The organism is Roseateles puraquae, assembly GCF_002205845.1.
In the GTDB taxonomy this organism is placed as follows: domain Bacteria; phylum Pseudomonadota; class Gammaproteobacteria; order Burkholderiales; family Burkholderiaceae_C; genus Pelomonas; species Pelomonas puraquae.
In genome coordinates, this window is record NZ_NISI01000009.1 from 31,113 (window position 1) to 50,708 (window position 19,596).

The window sequence follows — 19,596 nt, forward strand, 5'->3', positions numbered from 1 at the left end:
TTGGCGGCGGATTGTGGTTCAGGCCATGGGCGGTTTGCCGATGTAGCCGGTGAGCTCCAGGTAGCCTGTGCCGAGTGGCCGGTTTTGGCGGTCGGACAGCCGGGCGGCGCCCTCCCAGTAGACCAGACCGCTGCTGCGCCGCGCATCGACCTCCTGCGCATCGAAGAAGGCCTCGATGTGCATCTCGCCCGCTGGGGTGAGCAGCTGCCAGGCCACGGGCCAGCGGGCATCGGTGGCGGGGCTGGTCCAGTGCCGCGTCGGCGCCATGTGCACCTCGTCGGGGCTGAAGCTGCGGTCCGGCTGGCCCGGCGTGCGCAGGCTGCCGCCGGCCCAGTCCCGCTGGCCATCCTTGCGGCGAAGCTGGAACAGGGTCAGCGCGCGCCCGTCGTGCAGGTTGACGCCCAGCCAGTCCCAGCCCTGGGCCTCGCCGAGGTAGCGATCGCTCCATTCGTGGTCGAGCCAGGCGCGGCCGGTCAGGCTGTGGCGGCGGCCGTCCAGCATCAGCGCCGCCTGCGTGAGCAGCTGCGGCCGGGAGTAATAGTTGGAGAACTGTTCCGGGGATGGCCCCTTGCGGGAGATGCCGGCGTCACCCTGCAGCAGCGGGGCATCGGGTGAGGCCAGTTCCAGCTCCATCGAGAAGCCGGGCCCGTTGAAATGCGCCCGGTAGCCGTCGCCCTCGCGGCGCAGCCACCAGTCGCGCATGCGCACGTCGCAGTCGCCAAGGGCGGCCTGCACCGCGCCGGGCAGGGCGCGGCTCAGACGCTGTGTGTGGCGCTGGCGCCGGGCCGACAGGTCGGACAGGGCCACGTGGCCGAGCATGAGTTGGCGGGCGGCCAGGGCGCTCGGGTGGTCGTCAGCCGCAGGCCCGGGCACGCGGAAGAAGGTCAGCTGGTAGCCGTAGCGCGGCGCGGCGCCGTCGCGGTCGCCGAGCAGGCCGGTCAGGTACCACCACTCGATGGCCTGGGCCGGGTGGGCGCCGAAGTCGGCCGGAAAGTTCATCGCGGCCAGGGCGCCGCGAGGCAGGGCCAGGGGCGCAGCTGCGAGCAGCAGGGTACGGCGTCGGATCATCAACTGTCCTCTCTCACGGCGCGTACCGCATCGGCACCCAGCGCCTGCCGGCCGGCGAAGGCCGACGCGCCGACCGCCGCCAGGAAGGCCAGCCCCACCAGCGCGGCCAGCCGGGGCAGCGGCAGGTGCAGGTCCATGCTCCAGTGAAAGCTCTGCGGGTTCACGACGAACACCAGCACCGCGCTCAAGGCCAGCCCCAGGCCCAGGCCGGCCAGCGCACCGGCGCCCCCCGTGAGGCCAGCCTCCAGCAACAGCAGCCGCATCAGTTCGCGGCGGGACAACCCGAGATGCCGCAGCAGCCCGAACTCGCGCCGCCTGGCCAGCGCCTGGGCGGACTGGCTGGCCACCACGCCGAACAGGCCCACGGCCAGCGCCACCGCCTGAAGCCACACGGTGATCGCAAAGCTGCGGTCGAAGATCGTCAGCGACAGCTCGCGCAGCTCGCCGGCCGCGGCCAGCTCGATGTTCTCGCCGCCCAGGCGCCGCACCTCCGCCCGCGCCTGGTCCAGCGATTGACCGGGCTTGAGCCACAGCGCCATCTCCGTGGCGCTGCGATCGCCGGTGAGGCGGCGGTAGTCGTCCAGGTCCATCCACACCGCCGTGGCCTGGCGGGAATAGTCGCGCCAGATGCCCTGCACCTGCAGGGTCAGGCGCCGCCCGCCCTGTGCACCCTGTGCGCCCTGTGCGCTGTCAGGCAGCTCCGCCGTGAAGACGCGCCCGACGGTGAGCCCGTCGCGGTCCCGCGCGGCTTCGTTCACCCAGACGGCGATGGCGCCACCCGCCAGGTCACCCGACCAGCGCTCGATCAGGGGCAGGCCGCCGGCTTGCACACTGCGCGCGGTCAGCGCCACGGCGTCGGTGCCGGGTGCCAGGCGCAGGCGGGTGGTGCGCTGGGGCGTTGCCCGCGCGATGGGCGGCAGGGCGGGCAGGGTCTGCAGCAGCTCGGGCGGCAAGGGGGCCGGCGTGCCGTCGGGCAGGCGCAAGGCGCTGCGAACGTAGAGGTCGGCCGGCAGCGCGTCGTCCAGCCAATGCATCAGCGACTGCCGGAAGCTGCCGATCATCACGGTCATGGCCACCGCCAGCGCCAGGGCGACCAGCACGCCCGCGAGCGAACGCCGCGCCTCGGTGGCCTGGTCGCGGCTGCGTTCGCGCGCCAGCAGCAAGAGCGGCCCGGCCGGCAGCCGCGCCAGCAGTGCCGTGATGGCGCGCACCAGCGCCGGCACCAGCGCCAGCCCGCCCAGCAGCAGAAGCAGCATGGACAGGTAGGCGGCCACCGGCGTGTCGCCCCATACCGGCGGCAGCCAGGCGAGGGCGGTTCCGAGCGCCATGAGGCCGACGCCGGCAGCGGCGGGCAGGGCGCGGCTGGCGGGCAGGCCCAGGCCCTTGAGCACCAGGGCCGGCGCGATGCGGCGCACGGTCAGCGCGGGCGCCAGCGCCGCCACCAGGGCGGCCACAAGCCCGAGCGCGCCATAGACCGCGGCGGGCACGGCCAGCGGCTGGTTGAACAGCAGGTCGGTCGAGGAGCTGGCGCCCCCGTGCAGGCCCAGGTCGCTGCCCAGCAGCGTCAGGGCGCCGGCGGCCAGGCCCACACCCAGGCCCAGGCCGAGCAGGGCGCCCACCACGCCGATGACCGCGCCTTCCAGCAGGATCAGCTGCCAGCGCAGGCGGGCAGAAACCCCCAGCACCCCCACCAGCGCCCACTGCGGCAGCCGCTGCGCGGTCGCCAGTGACAGCACCGCGTACACGAGGAAGCTGCCGGTGAACAGCGCCATCAACGCCAGCAGGCCGAGGTTGACGCGGTAGGCGCGGGTCAGGTCCGACAGCCGGGCGCCCTCGTCGACCGGTGGGCTGGCCTGCCAGCGCGCCGGCAGGCGCGCCGCCCAGGCGATGGCATCGGTGCCCGGTTGCAGTTGCAGGTCGATGCGGTCGAGGCTGCCCAGCCGGCCGAACAAGGTCTGGGCGTCGGCGATGTCCAGCACCCCGAGCGGCGAGTTGCCCGCCGCCACGCGGCCCCCCACGGCGAACGCCACGTCCCGGGGCGGCGCGCCGGCGGGCTGGGGCAGGCGCAGTGTCAGCCGCGTGGCGCCAGGGGGCAGCCGGCTGCGGGCCGCTGCGTTCAGGTGCAGGGTGGCGACGGCGACCGCCGCCAGCGGCCCGTCGCTCACCTGGGGTGTCAGCTCCGGGGCCAGGGGCCGGTTCTCTGCCGCCGACGCATACAGCGCCAGCGGGTCCAGCCCGATGAGGTGCACCGAAACGCCGCGGCCCGCCGGGCCGCCCTGGCCGAGCCAGAGCGCCTCGGCCTCCAGCACCGGATTGGCATTGGCCACGCCTGGCAGATTCAGCACCTCGGCGAGATCGGAGTCGGTGAGGGCGCCGTCGCGTGCGCGCAGGATGAGGTCGGCCTGGCCGTTCACGCCGCGTGCGGCCCGGGAGAACTCAGTCAGCGCCGCGCCATTGAGCAGATGCACGCCGAAGGCCAGGGCCACACCCAGCATGACCGCCAGCAACGCCAGCAGGATGCGCGCGGGCTGGGCGCGCCACATCGGCCAGGCGATGTGGCGCCACAGGCCCAGTGCACTCAAGGCCGGGGCGCGCTCAGACGGCATGCAAGCCCGTCTCGTCGAGCCGCAACCGGCGGTCGGCCGCCTGGGCGGCGGCTTCGGAATGCGTCACCAGCAGGCAGGCGGCGCCTGCCTCACGGGTGCAGCGGCGCAGCAACTCCAGCACTTCACCGGCGTGGCGGGGGTCGAGGTTGCCGGTCGGCTCGTCAGCCAGCACCAGGCGCGGCCGGTGCACCAGCGCGCGGGCAATTGCCACGCGTTGCAGTTGGCCGCCAGAAAGTTGCCGCGGCATGCGGGCGGCCAGGTCTTGCAGGTTGACCGCCGCCAGCATGGCCGCGACGTGGCCTTCATCGCGCTGGCCCAGCAGCCGCAGCGGCAGGGCCACGTTGTCAGCCACGCTCAGGTGCGGCAGCAGATGAAACGCCTGGAAGACGAAGCCCAGCGACCGGCGCCGCAGCGCGGAGCGTGCGTCGTCGTCCAGGGCGCGCAGGTCAGCGCCATCCAGTGCAATCTCGCCGGCATCGGCTTCGTCCAGGCCGGCCAGGCAGTTCAACAGGGTGGATTTGCCACTGCCCGATTCGCCCAGCAGGGCCACGATCTCACCGGGCTGGAGGTCGAGGTCGACCCCGGAAAACACCGCCACCTCGCCGTAGGACTTGGCCAGGCCGCGCGCACGCAAAAGACTCATGCCCCGGATTCTGGCCCCTTGCGCAATGCCCCCGCCCGGCCCTTGGGCGGATCGAGCTTGACGCCGCGCCGGGTCAGCGCCTCGCGCAGCAGCAGCTCGGCCTGCGCGTTGGCACTGCGCAGTTCGCTGGCTGCCAGTCGCTCCACTTCGGCCCAGAGCGCCGGGTCGACCCGCAGCGGGAAGGATTTCTTGTCCGGGCTGGCCATCAGTGCTGCTCACCAGGTCGCCGCGGGCGGCGTGGCGGCGGCGCTTCGTGCGCCGGTGGCGGTGCGGGGAAGAGGGCCTTCACCCGCCAGCACCACAGCAAGAGCCCGGCCAGCAGCAGCCCGCCCATGGCCCACCACAGGGCCTGCGGTGGCTGTGCCCAGGTGGACTGGCTGGCGAGCAAGGTGTGCAGATGCGTGCCTGCGAGCAGCAGGCTGACCATCACACCGATGCCGCTGACATGCTCACCCAGCCGCTCCAGGCTCGTGTGTCGGCGGGGCTCGGCCATCCAGTAGTCCCGGTGCGGCAGGTTCACCTGCCCCGGAGCCACGCGCCCCAGCCATAGGACGAAGGGCTTGCTGCACAGGGCCGCAGCCAGCAGCGGCAGCAGCATGGAGGCGAGGTAGGCGCCGCGCCCCATCGTCTGCTTGCCACTGACGATGGGCTCCGGCAGCCAGGGCAGGCTGCCGACGATCAGCCCGGCGGTCAACGCCCAGGCGAGCATGAACAGGCGGCTTGCGCGCATGGGAGCGGCCTCAGGTGTAGAGCGTGCCGGTGTTGACGACCGGCTGGGTCTCACGGTCGGAGCACAGCACCACGAGCAGGTTGCTGACCATGGCCGCCTTGCGCTCATCGTCCAGCACGACGATCTCGCGCTCGCTCAGGCCCTGGAGCGCCGTTTCGACCATGGTCACCGCGCCCTGCACGATCTTGGACCGGGCGCCGATGATGGCCTCGGCCTGCTGGCGGCGCAGCATGACCTGGGCGATTTCCGGGGCATAGGCGAGGTGGCTGATCTTGGCGTCCAGCACGTCCACGCCGGCGTCCGCGAAGCGTGCCTGCAGTTCGGCGCGCAGCGCCTGGGCGACGGCGTCCTGGCCGCCGCGCAGCGTGATGGTGTCGGTCTCGCCATCGTCGTTCGCGTGGTCGTAGGCATAGCAGGCGGCGAGATGGCGGATGGCGGCCTCGGCCTGCACGCGCACGTAGGCTTCGTAGTCGTCGACCTGGAACAGGGCCTGCGCGGTGTCACGCACCCGCCAGACGACGACGGCGGCGATCTCGATCGGGTTGCCGCGCTGGTCGTTGACCTTGAGCACGGGTGCGTTCAGGTTGCGGTCGCGCAGCGAGACGCGCTTCTTCAGCGCGAAAGGGTTGGCCCAACGCAGGCCGGCGCCACGGTCGCTGCCGATGTAGGCGCCGAACAGCGTGAGCGCCGCGGCCTGGTTGGGATTGAGCATGTAGAGCCCGGCCAGGATGAGGCCGCCCGCGATGACCAGCGGAATGCCGTACAGCGGCAGGGCCCGGGTCAGGGCCAGCGCGCCGGCGCCACCCAGCGCCAGCCCGATCAGGGCCATCGCGTAGCCATTCGCGGCGCGCGCCGGGTGCTCGGTCATGACGGCGCGCTTCTCAGAGGAGGAGGACATGGCGGTCTGGTCTCAAAAGTGAATCAAAGTGATATCACTTTAGGCGAGCGTGCTCACCGATGCAAGCGGTTTTTTCAGGCCATCAGGCGCTGCAGCCCGGCCAGCAGTTCGGGGATGGGTTGCGGCCCGTCGCAGGCGATGACGCGGCGGCGCGGCATGCTGCGCAGCCACGTCACCTGGCGCTTGGCCAGTTGGCGGGTGGCGGCGATGCCGCGCTCGCGCAGGGTGCTGAAGTCATTCCCGTCCAGCGCCTCCCAGACCTGCCGGTAGCCGACGCAGCGCATCGAGGGCAGCGCCAGGCTCAGGTCGCCGCGCGCGCGCAGCGCTTTGACCTCGTCGACCAGGCCCTGGTTCAGCATGGCATCAAAGCGTTGTGCCAACCGCTCATGCAGCCAGGCGCGGTCGGTGGGTTCCAGCGAAAACAGCGGCCAGTCGACCCCCTCGTCACGCGAGGCGGCATGCAGGGCGCTGAGCGGCTGGCCCGTCAGGCGGATGACCTCCAGCGCGCGCTGGATGCGCTGGCTGTCGTTGGGCGCGAGCCGGTCGGCGGTGGCCGGGTCCAGACGGGCCAGTTCGGCATGCATCGCGGGCCAGCCGCGCTCGGCGGCCTCGGCGTCGAGGGCAGCGCGCAGCTCGGCATCGGCCTGGGGCAGCGTGGACAGGCCATCGAACAGCGCCTTGAAATACAGCATCGTGCCGCCCACCAGCAGCGGCAGCCGGCCGCGGGCGCTGATTTCGGCGGCCAGGCGTCTGGCGTCGCGCACGAACTCGGCGGCCGAGTAGCTGTCGGTCGGTGCCAGGATGTCGATCAGGTGATGCGGCACCGCGGCAAGCTCGGCTGCGGTGGGCTTGGCGGTGCCGATGTCCATGCCGCGGTACACCAGCGCCGAGTCGACGCTGATGATCTCCACCGGCAGCACCTCGGCGATCGCCAGGGCCGCGGCTGTCTTGCCGCAGCCGGTGGGCCCGGCCAGGCAGATCGGGCTCAGAAACGTTCCCACGGGGCCAGGTAGCGCCATTGGCCGGCCGGCAGGTGGCCGAGCGGGATGCGGCCGATGCGCACGCGCTTCAGGCCTACGACCTTCAGGCCGACCAGTTCGCACATGCGGCGGATCTGTCGCTTCTTGCCCTCGCGCAACACGAATCGCAGCTGCTGCTCGTTCTGCCAGCTGACCTTGGCCGGCTTCAGCGCCTCGCCGTCGAGCGACAGGCCATGGTTGAGCAGGGCGAGCTTGTCCGGCGTGAGGGCCGCATTGGGCAGGGTGCCCTCGGGTACCTCATGGCCGACGAACTCCACGCGCACGAGGTATTCCTTCTCGATGTCGGAGTCATCGCCGATCAGGGCCTTGGCGATGCGGCCGTCCTGCGTCAGCACGAGCAGCCCGGTGGAGTCGATGTCCAGCCGGCCCGCCGGGGCGAGGTGGCGGTGGTGGTTGGGATGCGGCTTGATGCCCGAGGGGTCGTCCTTCCAGCGGTTCTCTGGCTGGAAGAGCACCACGGCGGGCTCATAGCCGTCTTCCGCCTGGCCGGAGACGTAGCCGATGGGCTTGTGCAGCAGCACCGTCACCAGCTGAGATTGGGCCTGGCGGGCTGCGGGGTCGATCTCGATGCGGGCATCGGGGCCGACCCGCTGGCCCAGCACCGCGACCTGGCCGTCCACCCGCACCCAGCCGGCGGCAATCCATTCGTCGGCCTCGCGGCGGGAGGCGAGCTTGAGCTCGCTCATGCGCTTGGACAGGCGCTCGCCATCGCTGCTCTCGGTCTCGCGCATCGGGGCGCGACGCGGCGCGGGTGGGCGCACGTCCGCGTCCAGCGGCCGATTGGACGCGCGGCGCTGGTCCACCCGCGGGCCGCGCTCAGGGCGCGGCGGGGCGTCGCCATACGGCGCCACCGGGCGATCACCCCGCGGTGGGCGGGCCGGCCGGTCCGGGCTTTCGGGGCGAAAGCCGCTGGCCTTCGGGCTGGCCGGGCGACCCGGCCGGTCGGCACGGTCGAAACGTTCCCCACGCTCAGGCCGCGGCGGCTTGTCGCGCGCGGGGGCGCTGCGTTCGCTGTTGCGTTGCTCGAATTGCGCCTGGCGCTCCGCTCGCTCCGCCTGGGCCTTGGCGAGCGTCGTGCGGGGCTTGGAGACACCCTTGCCACGCAAGGGGCCGCGCTTCTCACCGTCGGCCGTGCGGGTCTTGGCGGCGGGCTTCTTGTTCTTCAGGGTCAGGGTAGCCATCTCATCGGCCTCGCAGGAAAAGGGCGTCCAGGTCGCGCATGTCGAGCTGGCGCCAGGTGGGGCGGCCGTGGTTGCACTGGTCAGCGCGTTCGGTGGCCTCCATGTCGCGCAGCAGGGCGTTCATCTCGTCCAGGGTCAGCTGCCGGTTGGCGCGCACTGCGCCGTGGCAGGCCATGGTGGCCAGGATCTCATGCTGGGCGCGCTCCAGCACCGAGCTGGCGTCGAACTGCGCCATCTCGGCCAGCAGCTCGCGCGTCAGGGCCACGAGGTCGCTGGCAGCAAGCAGGGCCGGGCGCGAGCGCACCGCCAGGGTGCGGGTGGACAGCGGCGCCACGTCCAGGCCGAGCTGGGCGAGCGTGTCGGCATGCTGCTCCGCCGCAGCCACTTCTTCCGCGGTGGCGGCAAAGCTCACCGGGATCAGCAGGGGCTGGCTCTCGATCTGAGCCGAACCCAGGCGCGCCTTCAACCGTTCATAGACCACGCGCTCGTGCGCAGCGTGCATGTCCACGATGACCAGGCCCTGGCGGTTCTCGGCCAGGATGTAGACGCCCTGGATCTGCGCCACCGCCCGGCCCAGCGGCCAGTCGTCGTCAGGCAGGCGCGGCAGAGGCACCGCTGGGGCCAGGGCTGACGGCGCCGCCGCGCGCGTCACCTCGGGCACGGCGTCAGGCGCAGCCAGGCCGGCGCCAGGCAGCCCGGCCGAGGAGGGTTGCCACAGCGCTTCGTGCTGGACCAGCGACAGCCGCACCTGTTCGGCGGTTGGCGGCACGGCGGGAGAGTAGCTCGACGGGCTGGCCGCGGTGTACGCCGGGCGCGGCTCGGCCACGTAGAGCGTGGCGGGCAGGGTGGGCGCGAAGCCTAGCGGCGCCATGGCCGACTCGACGCCCGCCGTGTCGGCGCTGCGCGACTGCGCCAGTGCGTCGATGAAGGCGCGGCGCACGCTCTGGTGAATGGCGCGCCCGTCTCGGAAGCGGACCTCGATCTTGGTGGGGTGCACGTTCACGTCCACCAGCTCCGGCGCAATCTCGATGAACAGCACATAGCTCGGCTGGCGCTGGCCGTGCAGCACGTCTTCGTAAGCGGAGCGGATGGCGTGGCTGATGAGCTTGTCGCGCACGTAGCGGCCGTTGACCCAGACGTACTGCTGGTCGGCTCGCGAACGTGCTGCCTCCGGCAGGCCGGCACGGCCGGTCAGGGCCAGCGGGCCAGCGCTGTGCTCGAACGGCCGGCTGTCGGCCACGAAGTCTTCGCCGAGCACGTCGGCAATGCGCTGCTCGACCGAAGCGGCGCGCCATTGGTCCACGAGCTTGCCTTCGTGCCAGATCGCGAAGCCGACATCCGGCCGAGCCAGCGCGTGGCGGCGCACGGCCTCCACGCAATGGGCGAGCTCGGTGGCGTCGGTCTTCAGGAACTTGCGGCGCGCGGGCGTGGCGAAGAACAGCTCGCGCACTTCCACGCTCGTACCGCGCGAGCGGGCGGCGGGCTGGAGTTCGCCGCTGCGGGCGTCCAGCCGGTGGGCGTGCGCGTCGGCTGCGGTGCGCGATGCGATGGCCATGTCGGACACCGACGCGATGGCGGCCAGCGCTTCACCCCGAAAGCCCATGGTGGCGACCGACTCCAGGTCATGCAGGCTGCCGATCTTGCTCGTGGCATGCCGCTTCAGCGCCATGGGCAGCTGTTGCACCGGAATGCCGCAGCCGTCGTCTTCCACCACGATGGCGCGCACGCCGCCAGCCATCAGCTTGACCTGGATGTTGCGGGCGCCGGCGTCCAGCGCGTTGTCCACCAGCTCGCGCACGACCGAGGCCGGCCGCTCGACGACCTCGCCCGCGGCGATCTGGCTGATCAGCTCGTCGGGCAGTTCGCGGATGGGACGGGGCGCTGGCAAGTCGCGCGGGTCGGCGGGCAGGGGGGACTCCATCCCCTGGATTATCGGCGGGCTGTCATGAGGGCGCCTGGATAATGCCGCGCCATGGACCTGATGCACTTCCTGATCGACTTCATCCTGCACGTGGACGCCCATCTGGCGGAGTTCGTGCAAGCCTATGGCGCCTGGGTGTATGCGCTGCTCTTCCTGATCATCTTCGTCGAGACGGGGGTGGTGGTCATGCCGTTCCTGCCGGGCGATTCCCTGCTCTTCGTCGTGGGCGCCCTGTGCGGCGCCGGCTTGATGAGCCTGCCGCTGGCGATCGCGGTGCTGCTGCTGGCGGCCATCCTGGGCGACCAGACCAACTACCTGATCGGCCGGCGTATCGGGCCGCGGGTGTTCCAGTGGGAGCAGTCACGCTTCTTCAACAAGCGCGCCTTCGACGCCGCCCATGCCTTCTACGAGAAGCATGGCGGCATCACCATCATCCTGGCCCGCTTCATGCCGTTCGTGCGCACCTTCGCGCCCTTCGTGGCGGGCGTGGCCGAGATGAGCCGCACCAAGTTCACGATGTTCAACGTGGTTGGCGCGGTGATCTGGGTCGTGGGCCTGACCGTGGTGGGCTATCTCTTCGGCAACCTGCCCTGGGTGCAGGCCAACCTGAGCAAGATCATCTGGGCGATGATCCTCATCCCGGGCCTGATCGTCATCGGCGGTGCGGTGAAGAGCCGCTTCAAGGGCCAGCCCAGCGCCTGACTTTCGCGACCGGGAGCGGCTGGCCCTAGAGTCGCGTGTTTTGCGACTCGATCGGAGATCCCGATGACCCCGTCCCGCCTTGCCCTGGCCCTGGCCTGGATGACCTCCGGCCTGGCTGCCGTGGGGCCTGCAGCCCACGCCGCAGAGCCGACGCAGATGCTGCGTCAGCCCGCGCTCTCCAAAGACCACCTGGCCTTCGTCTACGCCGGCGACCTCTGGCTGGCCGACCGCGACGGCGCCCACGCGCGCCGGCTCACCAGCCATGCGGCCAGCGAGTTCGCGCCGCGCTTCTCGCCAGACGGCCGGCAGATCGCTTACTCGGCCAGTTATGACGGCAACACCGACGTCTACGTCATCGGCCTGGAAGGCGGCTCCCCGCGCCGCCTCACCTGGCACCCGAGCCCGGATGTCGTCAACGGCTGGAGCCCCGACGGCAAGCGCGTGCTCTTCGCCTCGCCGCGCGAGGTGCTGAACAACCGCAGCAACCAGCTCTACGAGGTCAGCACCGAGGGCGGCTACGAACGCCAGGTGATGAAGGCCGTTGCCTTCGAAGGCGCCTGGTCAGCCGACGGCCGGCAGCTGGCCTACCGGCCCTACAACGCCGCGTACGTCGGCGTCAGTGGCTGGCGCCAGAGCCGGGGGGGCTCGACACCGCCTGTCTGGATCATGGACATGGCCAGCCAGGCCTGGCAGCAGATCCCTCATGTCAATGCGACCGACCACGCGCCGGTGTGGGCGGCGGGTGAGGTGGTCTTCATCTCCGACCGGGCCGACGGTGCTGCCAACCTGTTTGCCTTCAACCCGGCGACCCGGGCGCTGCGTCAGCTCACCCGCGAGACACAGTGGGACGTGCGCAGCGTGGATGCCTGGGGCAGCACGCTGGTGTACGAAGCCGGCGGCGTGATCAAGCAGATCGACCTGGCCGGCGGCACGCCGCGTGTGCTGGACATTCGCCTGGACGGCACCGCGCCCCAGGCCCGGCCGCAATGGAAGGATGCGGGCAAGACCTTGACGCAGGCGCGCCTGTCGGCCACCGGCAAGCGTGTGGTGGTGACGGCCCGGGGCGAGGTCTTCACCGTGCCGGTCAAGGACGGCTCGGTGCGCAACCTGACCGAGACCGCGGGCGTGCGCGAGTCCGATGCCCTGTGGAGCCCGGACGGCCAGCACGTGGCCTGCATCTCGGATGCGCCCGGCATGCGCCACGAGGTCGTGTTGCAGGCGCAGACCGGCCTGGGCGCCAAGGAGCGCTTCCTGCTGCCCAAGGAGGGTTATTTCACGCTGATGGACTGGTCGCCTGACGGCCAGCAACTCGTCATCCGCGACAACCACCTGAACCTCTACCGGCTGGCCCTGGGGGCCGGGCCGCAACGCGGGCAGCTCATCAAGATCGCGACCGACGTGCGGCGCTTCGGCTCCGACGGCTTCACGGTGTCGTTTTCGCGGGACAGCCGCTGGCTGGCGTTCACGATGTCGGGAGAGAACTACCTCGGCCGCATCGTGTTGCATGAGCTGGCCACCGGCAAGAACCACGTCGTGACCGACGGCCTGACCCATGCCGGCAACCCGGTGTTCTCGCCCAAGGGCGATGTCCTGTACTTCACGGCGTCCATCAATGCCGGGCCGAGCCGCGTGCGGCTGGACCTGTCGTCGCAGGAGCGGCCCAACCGCTCGGGCCTCTACGCGCTGGTGCTGGCGGCCGATGGCAAGTCACCACTGGCGCCGAAGGCGGGTGACGAAGAGGCCCGCAAGGAAGGCAGGCAGGATGCGGCTGCCAAGGACCCCAAGCCCGCCGACGGGAGGAAGGACGTGGCTGCGCCCAAGGAGGAGGCCGTGAAGCCGGTGCGGATCGACCTCGCAGGCCTGGCCGATCGCGTGGTGGCACTGCCACTGGCCGAGCGCAACTACGACAACCTGGCCGTCGCGCACGATGGGTCGCTGTTCTATCTGCAACGCCCCCAGCCGGGTGCAAGCAGCGAGCCCGCGCAGGCCGAGCGGCGGGCCACGGCCGAGCTGTGGCGCTTCGATGCCGAGGAGCGCAAGCCCAAGATGCTGCGTACCGGCGTGGCCGAGTTCTCGCTGAGCGAGGACGGCAAGAAGCTGCTGCTGACGCTGGCCGGTGGCAAGCTCGAAGTAGGCGATGCCAACGACAAGGCCGACACCAAGGCGCTGGACCTCTCGGGCCTGCGCGCCCGCATCGACCCCAAGGCGGAGTGGAAGCAGATCTTCGACGAGGCCTGGTGGATGGAGAAGGAGTTCTTCTACGACCCTGCCCTGCACGGGCTGGACTGGCAGGCCGTCTACCAGCGCTACCTGCCTCGCCTGGCGCATGTGCAGCGCCGCGAGGACCTCAACGACCTGATCGTGGAGATGATTGGCGAGCTGCAGGTCGGGCACAACCGCGCGGGTGCCGGCGACGTGGTCCAGGAGGCGCCTGTCGCCGTGGGGCTTCTGGGGGCGGACTTCGCCATCGACAAGGGCCGCTACCGCATCGCCAGGCTCTACCCGGGCGACCGCCATGACCCCAAGCAGCGCTCGCCGCTGGCCGTGGCCGGGCTGGGTGTGAAGGAGGGTGACTTCATCCTGGCCATCAACGGCCATGAACTGGACGACAAGCTCAACCTCTATGCACTGCTGGAGAACACGGTTGGCAAGCAGGTCGTGGTCACCGTGGCCGACGATGCCGCGGGCAAGGGCCGGCGCGACATCACGGTCGAACCCATCGCCAACGAGGCACTGCTGCGCCGCTGGGCATGGATCGAGGGCAACCGGAAGAAGGTCGAGCAGAAGACCGGCGGCAAGGTCGCCTACGTCTACATGCCCGACACCGCGGACCAGGGCTATGAACACTTCAACCGCATGTTCTTCGCCCAGATCGACAAGCAGGCCCTGATCGTCGACGACCGCCGCAACGGCGGAGGCCAGGCGGCCAACTATGTGACCGAGCTGTTGTCGCGCCCCTATCTGTCGGGCTGGAAGGACCGCGACGGGCTGGTGTTCGAGACCCCGGGCGGTGCGATCTACGGCCCCAAGGCGATGCTCATCGACCAGGACGCCGGCTCAGGTGGTGACTTCATGCCCTACGCTTTCAAGCGCGTGGGCCTGGGCCCGCTGATCGGCAAGCGCACCTGGGGTGGCCTGATCGGTATCTCGGCCAACCCGCCGCTGATCGACGGCGGCTTCCTGACCGTGCCGTACTTCCGCTTCTACACGCCGGAGGGCGAGTGGCGCGTGGAGAACGAAGGCGTGGCGCCGGATGTCGACGTCGAACTCGACCCCGCCGCCGTCAACCGCGGCGAGGACACCCAGCTCGACGCGGCGATTGCCGACGTGATGAAGCGGCTGCAGACCTGGAAGCCGATCCAGCGCAAGACGGCGCCGGCCCCGGCGACGCTGGGCCGCTGATGGGCGCAGCGTGGTCCCGGCTCTCCCTGCGGGGGCGGCTGTTCCTGCTGGCCCTCCTGCCGCTGCTGGCGTCGCTGGCGCTCATCGCGCTGGCGGTGCGCCAGCAGGAGAGCGAGCTGGCCGCCCGCGAGCATGCGCTCGTGCGCGCCAGCTACATGGAAGCGCGGCGGACCGAGCTGAAGCATTACGTGGACCTCGCCGTCAGCACCATCAAGCCGCTGCTCGGGCAGGCCGGCGGGCAGGACCGGGCGCTGTCCATCCTGCAATCGCTGGACTATGGGCGCGACGGTTACTTCTTCGTCTACGACCTGCAGGGGCGGGTGCTGATGCATTCGCGTCAGCCGGAGCTGATCGGGCAGAACCTCTGGGAACTGCGCGACCCGCAGGGGCGACCCACCATCCAGCAGCTCATCGGGCAGGCCAAGGCGGGGGGCGGCTACGTTGAGTACTCGTGGCGCAAGCCTTCCAGCAGTCAGCTCGCCCCCAAGCTTGGCTATGTTGTGGCCGTGCCTGAGTGGGACTGGATGCTCGGCACCGGCCTCTACCTGGACGGCATCGAGGCCACGATGGCCGAGCTGGAGCAGGGCGCGCGGCAGAACATCACGGCCACCATGCTCTGGGTGGGAGCGGTCGCCGTGTTCGGGGTTGCGCTCATCAGCGCGGGCGCGTTGGCGCTGAATCTCAGCGAGCATCGCAGTGCCGAGGCCAAACTGCGTGCGCTGGCGCGCGAGGTGGTCCACAGCCAGGAGGACGAGCGGGCCCGACTGGCCCGGGAGTTGCACGACGGCGTGAGCCAGGCCTTGGTGGCAACCAAGCTGCTGATCGAGTCTGCACAGTCCGAGCCGGCGTCGGCCGCGCGGCTGCAGGCCCTGGCGCTGAAACGGCTGAACAGCACGCTGTCCGAGGTGCGCCATCTGTCGCATGCGCTGCGGCCGGCCCTGCTGGACACCCTCGGCCTGCCCGCGGCCCTGCAGCATCTGGCCGGTGAGTTCGATGCGGCGGGCGGCACGCATTTCAAGGCGGTGGTAGCGGGCGAGGAATTCGGCCTGCCCGATGCCGTCAACACGGCGCTGTTTCGCATTGCCCAGGAGGCGCTGAACAATGCCGCGCGGCATGCGCAGGCCACGGTGGTGACGCTGACCTTGCGCTTCGAGCCTTCGGGTGGCTTGATGCTGGAGGTTCATGACGATGGCCGCGGCTTTGACGCCGAGGCGGCGCAGGCCGTGGCCGACCGGGGGCTGGGGCTGCGCAGCATGCGCGAGCGAGCCGATGCGCTGGGGGCGCGGCTGTCGCTGATGACCTCGGCCGGCGTGGGTTGCCGGCTTGCGGTCAAACTCTCGGCTGCCGATATCGCCCGCGCCTCGCTTGCATGACGTCCCCGATCCGCATCCTGCTCGTTGACGACCACCCCATGGTGCGCGAAGGCCTGGTCGCGCGCCTGCAGGCCGTGCCGCGTTTTGAGGTGGTGGGCGAAGCGGGTGGGCGGGTCGAGGCGCTCGCGCTGCTGTCCACGTCGGCGCCTGATGTGGTGCTGATGGACGTCGGCCTGAAGGACGGCAATGGCATCAGCCTGGGCGCGGAGATGCTGGCGGCCCAGCCGGCCATCAAGCTGCTGATGTTCAGCATGTATGACAACCCCGAGTACGTGCAGCGTGCGCTGACCGCCGGGGCGCGCGGCTACGTACTGAAGGATGCGCCCGCGCAGGAGATCGTCACCGCCATCGATGCCGTCGCCGCAGGCGGCACCTTTCTGAGCGCGGCGGTCTCGGGAAGGCTCTTCCGTGGGCAGGCGCCCAAGCCGGTGCTGACGCCGCGTGAGAGCGAGATCCTGTCGGCCCTGGGCCGCGGGGCGTCCAGCAAGCAGATCGCGCGCGAGCTCGATCTGTCGGTGCGCACGGTGGAGGCCCACCGCCAGAGCATCAAGCGCAAGCTCGAACTCGATGGCCAGGCCGAGCTCATTCGTTACGCCGTGGAGCATGCCCGCGAGGCGGGCGCCGCCTGACGGTGACGCTTGTGCCGCCGCCCATGAAATGACTGCGCAACAGTGCTTGATGCGACAACGCGCGCATGCAAGAGTGGCTGCATGACTGACATCGACGCGCGCCCCGTGCTGCGCACCCTTTTTGTGGAAGACAACGCCGAACTTCGCGAGCAGATCGGGGAACTGCTGGCTGAAGAGGGGCTGGCCGTGGTCGACTGCGATTGCGCGGAGGATGCGCTGCGGCTTTATACGACGCAGCGGTTTGACCTGGTCATCACCGACGTGAGCCTGCCGCAGATGTCCGGCATCGACTTGGCACGGGCCATCTTGCGGGCGCAGCCCGGCGCCTGGGTGGTGTTCCTGTCGGGCTACGCGCTCGGCGAGAACCTGTCCAGCTTCGGGCCGCATGTGAGAGCCTTGCTCAAGCCCTTTGAGCTGGAGCAACTGCAGGCCCTGGTGGAAGCGGTCAGGGCCTCTTGCTCGTTGCGAGCCTGATCAGCCGATCAGGCGCTGCGTTCAACGGCCGCGGTAAGGGCCGTAGCCCCGGTCGCCATCCCAACGGTCGTGCCGCTCATGCCAGCGGTCATGGCGCCGGTCCCATCGATCGTCCCAGCGGCGTTCACGGTACGTCGTCTCATAGACGATGCGCGGGGGCGGCGGGGGCGCGTAGTAGACCTCCCGCTCCACGTAGCGCGGGGGCGGGGCGTAGTAGACCGGCGGCGGCGCGTAGTACACCGGCGCGGCCTCACGCACCACGTAGCGGGGCGCATCGGCCACCACCACGCCCACCGGCGGCAGGCTGATGCCGATGGACCAATGCGTACCGGCCTGGGCGGCGCCTGCGCCGAGCAAGGCGGTGGTGGCGAGGGCTGCGGCGAGGATGGGGCGGATCATGTGAACCTCCTGCATGAAGCGGGTCAGGGATGATCTGACAACGTCCGGACCGAAGCCGCGTTGACGGGACAGCTGTTGCATTCGTAAGCGCCTGTGATTCCGGGTTGACCCTTAGGTGATGCCGCGCGGCCGTCCTGCGTGGCATGGACGATGTGCCGCGGGCGAGGTTTGCCGAGACTGCCGTCACGGCCATGTGCCCTCGTCGAGGCGCGGCCGCATCGGAGACAAACCTCATGAATTTGCGCCGCCACCTCGCGTGGGCGGGCGTTGCCATCCTGGGTGCTGCATCCCTCGCCACCGTGGCCCTGAGCCGCGGCGAGACGATCAGCGCACTGTGGGTCGTGGCCGCCGCCCTGTGCACCTACCTCATCGCCTACCGCTACTACAGCCTCTTCATTGCCGACAAGGTGCTGGGGCTGGACGCCAAGCGGCAGACGCCCGCCTGGAGATACAACGACGGCCTGGACTACGTGCCCACCAACAAGCACGTGCTCTACGGCCACCACTTCGCCGCCATCGCCGGCGCCGGCCCCCTGGTCGGCCCGGTACTGGCCGCGCAGATGGGTTATCTGCCGGGCCTGCTGTGGATCCTGGCCGGCGTGGTGTTTGCTGGGGCGGTGCAGGACTTCATCGTCCTCTTCATCTCCACCCGCCGGGACGGCCGGTCCCTCGGTGACCTCGTCAAGCAGGAGATGGGCACGGTGCCCGGCCTGATCGCGCTGTTCGGCGCCTTCATGATCATGATCATCATCCTCGCGGTGCTGGCCCTGATCGTGGTGAAGGCGCTCGCTGATTCGCCCTGGGGCACCTTCACGGTGGCTGCGACCATTCCTGTGGCGCTCTTCATGGGCGTCTACCTGCGCTTCATCCGCCCGGGCCGCATCGGTGAGGTGTCGGTCATCGGCTTTGTGCTGCTGATGGCCGCCATCTTTGGCGGGCAATGGGTCAGCGAGCATCCGACGCTGGCTCATGCCTTCACGTTCACGCCCGTGCAATTGGTGTGGGCGCTCATCGGCTACGGCTTTGTGGCGGCCTGCATCCCGGTGTGGCTGCTGCTGGCGCCGCGTGACTACCTGTCGACCTTCCTGAAGATCGGCACCATCGTCGCGCTCGCCATCGGCATCATCATCGTGGCGCCGCCCCTGAAGATGCCCGCGCTGACGCAGTTCTCGGCCGGCAACGGTCCGGTCTGGGCCGGCAATCTCTTCCCCTTCCTGTTCATCACCATCGCCTGCGGCGCGGTGTCGGGCTTCCATGCGCTGATCTCGTCGGGCACGACACCGAAGCTGCTGGAGAACGAGACGCACGCCCGCTACATCGGCTACGGCGGCATGCTGGCCGAGAGCTTCGTGGCCGTGATGGCGCTGGTGGCGGCCTCGTGCATCGAGCCGGGCGTGTACTTCGCGATGAACAGCCCCGCCGCAGTGGTCGGCAAGGATGCGGCGACCGTGGCGCAAACCCTGTCGACGTGGGGCTTCGTCATCACGCCGGAGATGCTCACGCAGGCCGCGAGCGACGTGGGTGAGAAGACCATCCTGGCTCGTGCTGGCGGCGCGCCGACGCTGGCGGTGGGCATGGCCGAGATCCTGCACCAGGTGATCGGCGGCAAGGCCATGATGGCGTTCTGGTACCACTTCGCCATCCTGTTCGAAGCGCTGTTCATTCTGACGGCCGTGGATGCGGGCACCCGCGCGGGCCGCTTCATGCTGCAGGACCTGCTCGGGAGCTTCGTGCCGTCGCTCAAGCGCACCGAGAGCTGGGTGGCCAACCTGATCGCCACGGGCCTTTGCGTGGCGGCCTGGGGCTACTTCCTCTACCAGGGTGTGGTCGATCCGCTGGGCGGCATCAACACCTTGTGGCCTCTGTTCGGCATCGCCAACCAGATGCTGGCCGCGGTGGCGCTGCTGCTGGGCACGGTGGTGATCTTCAAGATGAAGAAGGACCGCTTCGCCTGGGTGACGGCCGTGCCGGCCGCCTGGCTGCTGTGCTGCACGATGACGGCGGGCTGGCTGAAGATCTTCTCGAGCGACCCCAAGCTCGGCTTCCTGGCCCATGCCGACAAGTACTCGGCAGCGATCGCCGAAGGCAAGGTGCTGGCGCCGGCCAAGACCTTGGCCGCCATGGAGCGCGTGGTCTTCAACGACCGGCTGGACGCCGCGCTGTGCGCGCTCTTCATGGGTGTCGTGATCAGCGTGTTGATCTACAGCATCAAGGCCATCCTGGCCGCGCGCCGCAGCGGCCGTCCGACCGCGCAGGAAACCGCCTTCGTGCCGCTGCCGGCGGGGCAGCATGCGTGAGTTGGGTGACCTCGCCCGGGATGCCGCCCGCGCCGGGCGGTATCTCACGCAAAGCTTGCGCCTGATGGTGGGCGTGCCGGACTACGGCAGCTATCTTGCCCACCATCGCGCCACGCACCCCGAGCGCGAGCCGATGAGCTACGAAGCGTTCTTCCGCGAGCGCCAGGCGGCGCGCTACAGCGCCCGCGTTGGCAAGTGCTGCTGAGCCCCACCTGAGCCCCACTTGAGGGCCA

General features: G+C 70.3%; 17 protein-coding genes. 7 read left to right on the forward strand and 10 right to left on the reverse strand.

Features of this window, described 5'->3' with window-relative positions:
* Nucleotides 1-18 precede the first annotated feature (18 nt).
* The 9 genes from CDO81_RS19325 to mutL form a co-directional block, all read right to left on the reverse strand.
* On the reverse strand, nt 19-1,068 hold the full coding sequence (locus CDO81_RS19325; protein WP_241517069.1) for a lipocalin-like domain-containing protein: 1,050 nt from the start codon (nt 1,066-1,068) through the stop codon (nt 19-21).
* On the reverse strand, nt 1,068-3,674 hold the full coding sequence (locus tag CDO81_RS19330) for an FtsX-like permease family protein (protein WP_088484872.1): 2,607 nt from the start codon (nt 3,672-3,674) through the stop codon (nt 1,068-1,070). Before CDO81_RS19330 ends, CDO81_RS19325 begins: the two co-directional genes overlap by 1 nt.
* A complete protein-coding gene (locus CDO81_RS19335) occupies nt 3,664-4,317 on the reverse strand; it encodes an ABC transporter ATP-binding protein (protein WP_088484873.1) in 654 nt (217 codons plus the stop codon). The genes CDO81_RS19330 and CDO81_RS19335 overlap by 11 nt, the downstream gene beginning before the upstream one ends.
* A complete protein-coding gene (locus CDO81_RS19340) occupies nt 4,314-4,523 on the reverse strand; it encodes a type II toxin-antitoxin system antitoxin (RefSeq protein WP_088484874.1) in 210 nt (69 codons plus the stop codon). The genes CDO81_RS19335 and CDO81_RS19340 overlap by 4 nt, the downstream gene beginning before the upstream one ends.
* Complete coding sequence (locus CDO81_RS19345; RefSeq protein WP_088484875.1) at nt 4,523-5,047, reverse strand: hypothetical protein; 525 nt, start codon at nt 5,045-5,047, stop codon at nt 4,523-4,525. Before CDO81_RS19345 ends, CDO81_RS19340 begins: the two co-directional genes overlap by 1 nt.
* A 10-nt stretch (nt 5,048-5,057) precedes the next feature.
* Nucleotides 5,058-5,945, reverse strand: coding sequence for an SPFH domain-containing protein (locus tag CDO81_RS19350; RefSeq protein ID WP_088484876.1), 888 nt, complete (start codon nt 5,943-5,945; stop codon nt 5,058-5,060).
* A gap of 74 nt (nt 5,946-6,019) precedes the next feature.
* Nucleotides 6,020-6,964, reverse strand: coding sequence for a tRNA (adenosine(37)-N6)-dimethylallyltransferase MiaA (gene miaA, locus CDO81_RS19355; RefSeq protein WP_088484877.1), 945 nt, complete (start codon nt 6,962-6,964; stop codon nt 6,020-6,022).
* The gene (locus tag CDO81_RS29310; protein WP_088484878.1) at nt 6,931-8,166 is read right to left on the reverse strand and encodes a pseudouridine synthase; all 1,236 of its coding nucleotides are present in this window, start codon (nt 8,164-8,166) and stop codon (nt 6,931-6,933) included. The genes miaA and CDO81_RS29310 overlap by 34 nt, the downstream gene beginning before the upstream one ends.
* A gap of 1 nt (nt 8,167) precedes the next feature.
* Entirely contained in the window at nt 8,168-10,087 is a 1,920-nt protein-coding gene (gene mutL / locus CDO81_RS19365) for a DNA mismatch repair endonuclease MutL (RefSeq protein ID WP_088484879.1), read from the reverse strand.
* A gap of 51 nt (nt 10,088-10,138) precedes the next feature.
* Between mutL and CDO81_RS19370 the strand changes: the two genes are divergently transcribed.
* The 5 genes from CDO81_RS19370 to CDO81_RS19390 all read left to right on the forward strand — a co-directional run bounded on the left by CDO81_RS19370 (nt 10,139) and on the right by CDO81_RS19390 (nt 16,667).
* Nucleotides 10,139-10,789: a DedA family protein gene (locus tag CDO81_RS19370; RefSeq protein WP_088484880.1), complete on the forward strand. Its 651-nt coding sequence runs from the start codon at nt 10,139-10,141 to the stop codon at nt 10,787-10,789.
* A gap of 63 nt (nt 10,790-10,852) precedes the next feature.
* Complete coding sequence (locus CDO81_RS19375) at nt 10,853-14,191, forward strand: S41 family peptidase (protein ID WP_206602135.1); 3,339 nt, start codon at nt 10,853-10,855, stop codon at nt 14,189-14,191.
* Entirely contained in the window at nt 14,191-15,564 is a 1,374-nt protein-coding gene (locus CDO81_RS19380; protein WP_088484881.1) for a cache domain-containing protein, read from the forward strand. Before CDO81_RS19375 ends, CDO81_RS19380 begins: the two co-directional genes overlap by 1 nt.
* Nucleotides 15,561-16,193 carry a response regulator transcription factor gene (locus CDO81_RS19385; protein WP_088484882.1) on the forward strand — a complete coding sequence of 211 codons (633 nt, stop codon included), beginning with the start codon at nt 15,561-15,563 and terminating at the stop codon, nt 16,191-16,193. The genes CDO81_RS19380 and CDO81_RS19385 overlap by 4 nt, the downstream gene beginning before the upstream one ends.
* 81 nt (nt 16,194-16,274) lie before the next feature.
* Complete coding sequence (locus CDO81_RS19390; RefSeq protein WP_241517072.1) at nt 16,275-16,667, forward strand: response regulator; 393 nt, start codon at nt 16,275-16,277, stop codon at nt 16,665-16,667.
* 21 nt (nt 16,668-16,688) lie between these two features.
* Here CDO81_RS19390 and CDO81_RS19395 read toward each other — a convergent pair whose 3' ends face one another.
* On the reverse strand, nt 16,689-17,066 hold the full coding sequence (locus CDO81_RS19395) for a hypothetical protein (protein ID WP_193466520.1): 378 nt from the start codon (nt 17,064-17,066) through the stop codon (nt 16,689-16,691).
* 233 nt (nt 17,067-17,299) lie between these two features.
* On the opposite strand from CDO81_RS19395, the gene CDO81_RS19400 reads away from it, so the two are divergent.
* Complete coding sequence (locus CDO81_RS19400) at nt 17,300-19,363, forward strand: carbon starvation CstA family protein (protein WP_144397310.1); 2,064 nt, start codon at nt 17,300-17,302, stop codon at nt 19,361-19,363.
* Nucleotides 19,356-19,568 carry a YbdD/YjiX family protein gene (locus CDO81_RS19405; RefSeq protein WP_088484883.1) on the forward strand — a complete coding sequence of 71 codons (213 nt, stop codon included), beginning with the start codon at nt 19,356-19,358 and terminating at the stop codon, nt 19,566-19,568. Before CDO81_RS19400 ends, CDO81_RS19405 begins: the two co-directional genes overlap by 8 nt.
* The last annotated feature ends 28 nt before the right edge of the window (nt 19,569-19,596 follow it).